The organism is Arthrobacter liuii (assembly GCF_014639275.1).
Lineage (GTDB): Bacteria > Actinomycetota > Actinomycetes > Actinomycetales > Micrococcaceae > Arthrobacter > Arthrobacter liuii.
On sequence record NZ_BMFW01000059.1, the window covers coordinates 1 to 8,447 of the forward strand.

Annotated in this window: 8 protein-coding genes; 5 read left to right on the forward strand and 3 right to left on the reverse strand. The window is 66.7% G+C overall.

All coding sequences use genetic code 11. The annotated features are described in order from the left end of the window. The first annotated feature begins 185 nt into the window (after positions 1 to 185). Positions 186 to 734 (forward strand): pyridoxine/pyridoxamine 5'-phosphate oxidase, encoded by a 549-nt coding sequence (locus tag IEW19_RS22780; RefSeq protein WP_188573824.1) that lies wholly within the window; start codon positions 186 to 188, stop codon positions 732 to 734. Positions 735 to 756: 22 nt separating this feature from the next. Further along, a complete protein-coding gene (locus tag IEW19_RS22785; protein WP_188573825.1) occupies positions 757 to 1,494 on the forward strand; it encodes a maleylpyruvate isomerase family mycothiol-dependent enzyme in 738 nt (245 codons plus the stop codon). Between the two features lie 99 nt (positions 1,495 to 1,593). Here the strand turns inward: IEW19_RS22785 and IEW19_RS22790 are convergent, their stop codons facing one another. Both IEW19_RS22790 and IEW19_RS22795 read right to left on the reverse strand, forming a co-directional pair. Next, positions 1,594 to 2,088 carry a methylated-DNA--[protein]-cysteine S-methyltransferase gene (locus tag IEW19_RS22790; RefSeq protein WP_188573826.1) on the reverse strand — a complete coding sequence of 165 codons (495 nt, stop codon included), beginning with the start codon at positions 2,086 to 2,088 and terminating at the stop codon, positions 1,594 to 1,596. Next, on the reverse strand, positions 2,085 to 3,563 hold the full coding sequence (locus tag IEW19_RS22795; protein ID WP_188573827.1) for an AlkA N-terminal domain-containing protein: 1,479 nt from the start codon (positions 3,561 to 3,563) through the stop codon (positions 2,085 to 2,087). Before IEW19_RS22795 ends, IEW19_RS22790 begins: the two co-directional genes overlap by 4 nt. A gap of 127 nt (positions 3,564 to 3,690) precedes the next feature. Here IEW19_RS22795 and IEW19_RS22800 point away from each other — a divergent pair, with 127 nt between their 5' ends. Genes IEW19_RS22800 through tyrS form a run of 3 tightly spaced genes read left to right on the forward strand, consistent with a single transcriptional unit; the run spans position 3,691 to position 8,008 of the window. Further along, positions 3,691 to 4,380 (forward strand): DNA-3-methyladenine glycosylase, encoded by a 690-nt coding sequence (locus tag IEW19_RS22800; RefSeq protein ID WP_188573828.1) that lies wholly within the window; start codon positions 3,691 to 3,693, stop codon positions 4,378 to 4,380. 51 nt (positions 4,381 to 4,431) lie between these two features. Beyond that, positions 4,432 to 6,660 carry a HelD family protein gene (locus IEW19_RS22805; protein WP_188573829.1) on the forward strand — a complete coding sequence of 743 codons (2,229 nt, stop codon included), beginning with the start codon at positions 4,432 to 4,434 and terminating at the stop codon, positions 6,658 to 6,660. Positions 6,661 to 6,694: 34 nt separating this feature from the next. Beyond that, the gene (gene tyrS, locus IEW19_RS22810; RefSeq protein ID WP_188573830.1) at positions 6,695 to 8,008 is read left to right on the forward strand and encodes a tyrosine--tRNA ligase; all 1,314 of its coding nucleotides are present in this window, start codon (positions 6,695 to 6,697) and stop codon (positions 8,006 to 8,008) included. Here tyrS and IEW19_RS23835 read toward each other — a convergent pair. Continuing rightward, a partial coding sequence (locus tag IEW19_RS23835; protein ID WP_229748726.1) for a hypothetical protein occupies positions 7,928 to 8,447 on the reverse strand: 520 nt, incomplete at its 5' end. The two genes, tyrS and IEW19_RS23835, sit on opposite strands and share 81 nt — an antisense overlap.

The following is an 8,447-nucleotide window of genomic DNA, read 5'->3' on the forward strand; positions in this document are numbered from 1 at the left end:
CCGCGAAACTCAACCGCCGTCCCCGGCCCACCCTGAACCTCGAGACCCCAGCCAACCGGCTGAACCAGCTGCTGCTGCAAACAGCGGCCTAAACCCCTGCGTTGCACTGACTAGTTGACTTTGCCTGAAAGACACTGCCGTGAAGTGCCACCTCGCGGCGTTTAGGGCCGGGCTAGGCTGGCCCCATGAGCGAAACCTTCCGGAAGTTCCTTCGCACCCTGCCCGACTTTCCCTCCAACCTGCCCGGATTCGAACCGGACAATGCCCCGCAGGACCCGGCCCTGCTCTTCAAACAGTGGCTGGACGAGGCACTGGACGCGGGGGAGCAGCAGCCGCACGCGTTCAGCCTCGCCACCCTGGGCACCGGCCAGGGCGGCGAGCAGCAGCCGTCCTCGCGGATGCTGATCCTGAAGAACATTGACGACGACGGCTGGCACTTCGCCACGTCCCGCACCTCACGCAAGGGCCGGGAACTGGCGGAGTCACCCCGGGCCGCGATGAACTTCTACTGGCCGGCCCTTGGCCGCCAGGTCCGGGTGGCAGGCCCCGTGACCGAGCTCTCCGCCGAGGCGTCCGCCGTCGACTGGCATGAGCGACCCCGGGCCGACGGCAACGACAACCCGCACTGGCAGCTCTACGCTGTCCGGCCGGCCGAGATCGAGTTCTGGCAGGCCAGCAACGACGGCCAGCACGTCCGCCACCGTGTCGGGCCGGACGGTAGGCCGCTGGGCTAAACCGCTCAGCTAGGCTGGCCGCATGACCACTCCAACACCAGCCGCCCTGATGGCTGAGCTGCACAAGGCTGCCGCTGCGTTGACTGCCGGGCTGGACCGGATTCCCGCCGGCGGCGAAAGCGCTCCGTCCACCCTTCCCGGCTGGAGCCGCGGCCACCTCCTGGCCCACATTGCCGGCATCTGCAATGCCCTGGCCCGGCAAGTGGAATACGGCCACCGCGGCGAAACCGTGGAGCTTTACGACGGCGGCGTGGAAGGCCGCAACCGGGCCATCAATCTCGCCGCCGGACACAGCCTCGAGCAGCACCGGGAGGACGTTGCGGCCGGCGTGCAGCGTGCGCTGGCCGCCTTCGACGCACTTGGGGAGGACGAATGGCAGACGCGGATCGCGTTCCGCAACGGGGTAATCTTCGACGCCGCGCTGGCGCTCTGGCGCGAGCTGGTTATCCACACGTCGGACCTTGACACCGGTGCAGGACCGGAAACCTGGAACCGGGAATTCTGCTCGCACCTCTTCGACTTCCTGGCCGCCCGCGTGCCGGCCGAAACCAGGCTGCTCCTGCAGCCCGTGGCACTTCCGCCGCTGGCCCTCGGCGCCGGCGGCAGCACCGTCGTCGTCAGCGGCATGGTCACCGACATTGCGGCCTGGCTTGCGGGGCGGCAGCCGTCGCTGGACAGCCTGCGCGCCACCGCCGCCGGGGACGGCACCGACCTCCCGGACCTGCTGCCTTGGCCGTCGGCGATGCCGGAGCCCAAGTAGCGGTCCCACCCCCCGCACCCCTCCGCGAGATGGCATTTAACCGCAATATTCCGGGGGCAACACTGCCTTTAAATGCCATCTCGCGGAAGTGGGAATTGGTCAGGCTGCCTCGCGGGCCAGGAGGCTCTCCTTGATGCGCAGGCCCCAGCGGAAACCGCCCAGCGAGCCGTCCGTCCGGATCACGCGGTGGCAGGGAACGAACAGCGCGGCTGCGTTAAAGGCGCAGGCACTCGCTGCGGCCCGCACGGCGCGCGGGTTCCCTGCAAGGGCCGCGTACTCGGTGTACGTGACGGGAGCGCCCGGTTTGACCTGCCGCAGCACATCCCAGGCATGGGCGCGGAACGGGCCGGACTGCTGGCGAACCGGCACTGCCATGGCCGGTGCGGGGTCGCCGTCATAGAAGGCTTGGACGGCGGACGAGATCCCGCCAAGGCTTGTCACCTCCTCCACAGCGTCGGGCCGCAGCGTGGGATGGACCTGGCCGGTCAGTTCCGAAAGATCGGCCGTCCAGCCCGAGGCAAGGACTACACCATCCGCGGCGAGAATGGTGAACGGTCCGTCCGGCGTGGACAGCTGCAGCAGTTGCGCTTTCATGGCATCCCTTTCGCGGGAACGGTCGTGGTGGTGGCGGGCCGGGCAGCGGCGCGCCATAGGTGCATCGTGGCGTAGGAGCGCCACGGGCTGGTCTCCCGGAAATCAGTGCTCAGGGCGTAATCCCCATTATCGACGGCGCGGATCCCGTTCCGGACGGCGGCGTCGTTGGCAAGGAAGATATCGGGAGCGCCCAGGACCCGCATCGCGACGTAGCCTACCGTCCAGGGCCCCACACCCGGCAGGGGCAGCAGCGCCGCCGTAAGGCCTGGGAGGTCGTCGCCGTAGCCGAACTCGAGGTGCCCGGCGGCCATCGCAGCCGCGGCGTGCAACAGCGATTCGGTCCTGCGCCGGGGCCCACGCAGCAGGTGTCCGGCGGCCGCGATCTCAGCGGGGGTGGGAAACAACCGGTCCAGGCCGTCGCCGGGCGCACTGCTGGGGCTGCCGGCCGCGGACAACTGGGTCAATGCGGTCCGGGCCGCCGCCACCGTGACCTGCTGGCCCACCATGGCGCGCACCAAGAGTTCCTGCGGATCCACCGCCCCCGGCATCCGGATCCCGGGGATCGCCGCAACGGAAGCAGCCAGCCGGGGGTCGGCTTCCAGCGTGCCGTCGATCGCCTCCGGGTCCGCGTCGAGGTCGAACAGCCTCCGTATGCGGCTGAGCAGCGCCGGGAGGTCGCGAAGGTCCACCGCGCCGACGGTGAGGATCAGCGGCCGTTCCCGGGCCCCGCCGTCGTACTCCACCATGAACCGCGCGTCGCCGTGGGGGAGCCGCAGGGTCCGTGCGTAGGAGGTGGCCGTAGCCTCCTCGATCCCCGGGATGGCGCGGACCGCCAGGAAGGAGAAGATGCCTGGATCGAACGGCGGGCGGTAGGGCAGGCCCAGGGTCAGGGCCGTGGTGCGGGCGCCGGGCAGCGGGTGCCGGACCGTCCTGCGGAGTGCCGTGGGAGTCATGTCGAACACTTCGGCGATGGTTTCATTGAATTGCCTGATACTGCTGAAGCCTGCCGCAAAGGCGACGTCCGCGAGTTTCATCGATGTTGACACAAGCAGGGTGCGCGCAGTCTGGGCCCTTGCCGCACGGGCCAGCGACAGGGGACCGGCGCCAAGCTCCTGGCCCAGGATCCGGTTGAGCTGGCGCGGCGAATACCCCAGGCGGGCGGCAAGACCCGCCACCCCGTCCCGGTTGATCACGCCGTCGTTGATCAGGCGCATCGCGCGGCCCGCCACATCCTGCCGCACGTTCCAGGCCGGGGTACCGGGCACCGCCTCGGGCAGGCAGCGCTTGCAGGCGCGATAGCCTGCTTCATGTGCCGCCGCGGATGTTTCGTAGAACGTCACGTTCGATGCTTTGGGGGTCCGGGCCGGGCATGAGGGGCGGCAATAGATCTCCGTGGTGCGGACGGCTGTAAAGAACTGGCCGTCGAACCGGGGGTCGCGGGCATCGATTGCCCGGTAGCGCTGCCAGAAGTCCATCCCTCCATCCTGCCAGCCTGCGACCACTGCTGCTAGCGGAAATCGGACATGGCCGTGGCAGCAAAAAGCCTTTGCCGGACCTTGTTCCAAGCGGATGAACTGCACGGCATCCGGGTAAGGTCAACCAATGAACGAAAGTACCCCGGCCGCGGAGCAGCTTAGGGACTTCCTTTCCCGGGACGCCCGCGAGCTTGCCCCGTTGCTGCTGGGGGCCGTACTGACCCACGAGTCCCGCGACGGCGCGGTATCCATCCGATTGACCGAGGTCGAGGCCTATCTGGGGCCCGAGGACTCGCTGCACCCCGACCCCGGCTCACACACCTACCGTGGCCCAACGCCCCGCAACGCACCCATGTTCGGCCCCGCCGGCCACCTCTACGTGTACTTCACCTACGGAATGCACCACTGCACCAACATCGTCTGCGGTCCTCCCGGCGTAGCATCCGCGCTGCTCCTGCGGGCAGGGGAGATAGTGGGCGGCCGTGAGTTGGCGCAGCAGCGCCGTCCGACGTCGAAAAGTCCCGCCGATCTGGCCAGCGGCCCGGCCCGCCTCGCCAAAGCGCTGGGATTGACGACGGCGGACAGCGGCCGGGACGCGCTGGCTCCGCCTTTCGGGCTGGAGCTTCCCTCCGTTCCCAGCGGCCCGGTCAGCTCCGGTCCGCGGGTGGGCGTGGCTGGCGCCGGAGGCTCGGAAGAGTACGCGTGGAGGTTCTGGCTCACCGGCGACCCAACGGTGTCCAAGTACAAGGCAGCGAAGCCCCGAACCCGGAAACAGGCGGCGGCTTGGCCACCCGCTGCCACGTTTCACCAGCGTTAACGGAAATGGTTGTAGAATGGACGGTCTGTCTTTCGCGATAGGGGAACGTTGATGCTCGACGCCGAATTGGCCCACGAACGGGAGTATGTAGCCGGCCTGTATGCCCGGCTGGAGGAACTCCGGGAGGAAAAGCGCCGCCAGCTGGCGCAGGTCCGTCGTGCCGGAGCCGTAGGCACCATGCAGAACGTTTCGGAACGTGACGCCTTTGCCGCACTGTATGAGGACCGCCTGGCGCAGCTGGACGCGGTGGATGACCGGCTGGTGTTCGGCCGCCTGGACCTGGACTCCGGCGAAGCGCAGTATATCGGCCGTATCGGCCTGACCACCGAGGACCTGCAGCGGCTCATGGTGGATTGGCGCGCGCCTGAAGCCGGGCACTTCTACCAGGCCACGGCCTTTGACCGGCAGGGCGTACGCCGCCGCCGGCACCTGATCCTCCAGGGCCGCGATGTCAAGGCCATCGAAGACGACGTCCTGGACGCCGGGATGCTCACGGACGATGAATCGCTCCAGGGCGAAGGCGCCCTGCTGGCTGCGCTGAACTCCAAGCGGACGGGCCGCATGTCGGACATCGTCAGCACCATCCAATCCGAGCAGGACCGCATCATCCGGTCCTCCATCTCCGGCGCCGTCGTGGTCCAGGGCGGCCCGGGTACGGGCAAGACCGCTGTTGCCCTGCACCGCGCCGCGTACCTCCTCTACACGCACCGTGACCGCCTCAAAAGCGCAGGTGTGCTGCTGGTGGGCCCGTCGTCGTCGTTCATGAAATACATCGAACGGGTGCTGCCCTCCCTCGGTGAGACCGGTGTGGTCATGGCCAGCCTTGGCCGCCTGATGCCCGGCATCCACGCCGTACCCGAACCCAACGCGGACGTGGCCGCCATCAAGGGCCGCCTGGACATGGCGGCCATCGTGGCCAACGCGGTATCCAACCGCATGCGCGTCCCCGCGCAGAACCGCATCCTTGAGGTGGACGGGCGCAAGCTCACCCTGACGCCGCGGCAGGTCCGGCGCGCCCGGGAACGGGCCCGTGCCACCGGAAAGCCGTACAACGAGGCACGCGTGACGTTCGTGAAGATCCTCCTGCGCGAACTGACCGAACAGATGACCGAACTCGTCGAGGCCGGCAACATCGGCAACAACGCGGACCGCTCGTACCTTGCGGAGGACGTCCGGACCGCCCGTGACGTGCGGATCGCGCTGAACCTGTGCTGGATGCCCATGACGCCGGAAAAGCTGATTTCTGACCTCTTCAGCAAACCGGAGGTGCTGGAGTTCTGCACCCCCGGCCTGACCCCGGGCGAGCGGGCCCTCCTGCAGCGTCCCGCCGATGCGCCGTGGACCGAATCCGACGTCCCGCTGCTGGATGAGGCCGCCGAACTGCTCGGCGAGCTGGACCCGGCCGCCGGCCGGGGCCTGGCGCAGCAGGAGCACGACCGTGCCCGCGACCTGGCGAACGCAAAGCAGACCCTGGTCAACATGGAGGCCGCCGGGGTGGACCCGCTGATGTCGGCGGAGGAGCTGGCCGAGCAGAACCGGGAGCAGGACGCCCGGCAGACTGCCGCCGAACGCGCCACGAGCGACCGCACCTGGGCCTTCGGGCACATCGTGGTGGACGAGGCGCAGGAATTGTCGCCCATGCAGTGGCGGCTGCTGGTCCGGCGCTGCCCGCTGAAGTCCTTCACCATCGTGGGTGACATCGCGCAGACCAGTTCCGTGGCTGGCGCCAATTCCTGGCAGGGGGCGCTGGCCCCGATGTTCGGTGACCGCTGGCAGCTGGAGGAGCTGACCGTCAACTACCGCACGCCCTCCCAGATCGCGGAGGCTGCCGTCAGGATGGCCAACGCCGCAGGACTTGTGGTGTCCGCGCCCAAGGCCGTCAGGGAGGGGCGCTGGGCGCCCATCATCGACGAAGTTTCTGCCGGCGCCGTGGTGGACCGGCTTGTGGAGGTCCTCCCGGAGGAGCTTGAAGCGCTCGACGGCGGCCTGCTCGCCGTGATCGCCGACGGTGACCTCCTGCCGCAGGCTACTTCCGCGCTGCGTGCCGCCTACGGCCGGCGGATCGGCACCGGTGCCGGCAGCTACGAGCAGGACATCGTGGTCATCAGCCCGCGCGAGGCAAAGGGCCTGGAGTTCGACGGCGTCGTGGTGCTGGAACCGTCCGTGATGCTGAACCATGAGCACGGCAAGGTGGGGGACCTCTACGTGGCCATGACCCGCGCCACGCAGCGGCTGCGGCTGATTGCGGCGCAGCCCGTCCCCGCAGGTATTGCCGGCTGACAGGGCCATCGGCGTTACTGCTAACTTAGGAAGCGTGCCAGAACTGAACAACCTCGAACCGCAGCGCAACGACCCCACTTTCGCCAACATTTGGCAGGAACTGAAGTGGCGTGGGCTGGTCCATGTCTCCACCGACGAAGCAGAGCTGGAGAAGCTCCTCGCCAACGGGCCGGTCACGTACTATTGCGGCTTCGACCCCACCGCGCCGAGCCTGCACCTGGGCAACCTCGTCCAGCTGCTGGTCATGCGGCGGCTCCAGCTGGCCGGCCACAAGCCGCTCGGGCTGGTGGGCGGATCCACGGGCATGATCGGTGACCCGCGTCCGACGGCGGAGCGCACCTTGAACACCAAGGACACGGTTGCGGAATGGGTTGGCTACCTCCAGGCCCAGGTGAGCCGCTTCCTCAGCTTTGACGGGGACAACGCTGCCGGGATGGTGAACAACCTGGACTGGACGGCGCCCCTGAGCGCCATCGACTTCCTGCGTGAGGTGGGCAAGCACTTCCGCGTGGGAACCATGCTGCGTAAGGACGCCGTCGCATCCCGTCTGAACTCGGATGAAGGCATCAGCTACACAGAGTTCAGCTACCAGATACTGCAGGGCATGGACTATCTGCAGCTGTACCGCGACTACGGCTGCGTGCTGCAGACCGGCGGTTCGGACCAGTGGGGCAACCTCACCAGTGGGACGGAACTGATCCGCAAAGTGGAGGGCAAGAGTGTCCACGCCCTTGGAACTCCTTTGATTACCAACTCCGACGGAACCAAATTCGGCAAGAGCGAGGGCAACGCCATCTGGCTCGATGCAGGCATGTGCAGCCCGTACGCGTTCTACCAGTTCTGGCTGAACACTGCCGACGCCGACGTGGTGGACCGGCTCAAGGTGTTCACGTTCCTGACCCGCGCCGAAATCGAAGAGATTGCCGTGTCGGTTGCCGAGCGTCCTTTTGCCCGGGAGGGCCAGCGGAAGCTCGCCTTCGACGTGACCTCACTGGTGCATGGAGTGGAGGCCACCGAAAAGGTGATTGCCGCCTCGGCGGCGCTCTTTGGCAACGGGGACCTGGGAGCCTTGGACAAGGCAACGCTGCAGGCGGCCACTTCCGAACTTCCATCCACCACGGTGCAGGTGGATGAGATGGGAATCGTGGACCTGCTGGTGGCGTCCGGTCTTTCCGAAAGCAAGTCTGCCGCTCGCCGGACCGTGGGCGAAGGCGGCGCCTACGTGAACAACGAGAAGGTGTCGGATCCGGAGGCAGTCATTTCCGAGTCAGAACTTCTGCACGGCCAGTACCTGCTCCTGCGCAGGGGCAAGAAGAACCTGGCCACTGTTGAGGTGTTGGTTCCGTAGCACCTTCGGGTCCTTGATGCACGCCCCCCGGCAGCCGATTTGCGCGGCTGCTGGGGGGCGTGTATTGTTTTTTGAGTCGCCGCCGCTGAGTGGTGACAAACCCCCAACTGATGAGAAGCAATTCTTGCCGCGCTTGGCGTGGATCTGGAGAAATTGCCTCCCATTCTGCTGGGCGGATTCATCCCACCAAGTGAATTCCGGAAAAACAACCGGATTTGCAAAAGTGAATATGGATGAAATAAGATTGAAACATCGCAGCGAAGAAATACGGAACAGTAATTCATTTATGAATTGTTTCCGGGAATATTCGAATGTGTCTGTTGTTTGAGAACTCAATAGTGTGCCAAGTTTGTTGATACCGATTATGTTATGTGATTGGTTGAATTTGCCGGATCGTGCCGCCCCTGTGGCATTGGTTTGGTGTTTTTGGCTGGTTTCA

What these genes read in the sequence shown, in the direction of transcription:
- IEW19_RS22780 (WP_188573824.1), top strand. Translation starts at nt 186, where the DNA reads ATGAGCGAAACCTTCCGGAAGTTCCTTCGCACCCTGCCCGACTTTCCC.
- IEW19_RS22790 (WP_188573826.1), bottom strand. Translation starts at nt 2,088, where the DNA reads ATGAAAGCGCAACTGCTGCAGCTGTCCACGCCGGACGGACCGTTCACC.
- IEW19_RS22800 (WP_188573828.1), top strand. Translation starts at nt 3,691, where the DNA reads ATGAACGAAAGTACCCCGGCCGCGGAGCAGCTTAGGGACTTCCTTTCC.
- IEW19_RS22785 (WP_188573825.1), top strand. Translation starts at nt 757, where the DNA reads ATGACCACTCCAACACCAGCCGCCCTGATGGCTGAGCTGCACAAGGCT.
- IEW19_RS22795 (WP_188573827.1), bottom strand. Translation starts at nt 3,563, where the DNA reads ATGGACTTCTGGCAGCGCTACCGGGCAATCGATGCCCGCGACCCCCGG.
- IEW19_RS22805 (WP_188573829.1), top strand. Translation starts at nt 4,432, where the DNA reads ATGCTCGACGCCGAATTGGCCCACGAACGGGAGTATGTAGCCGGCCTG.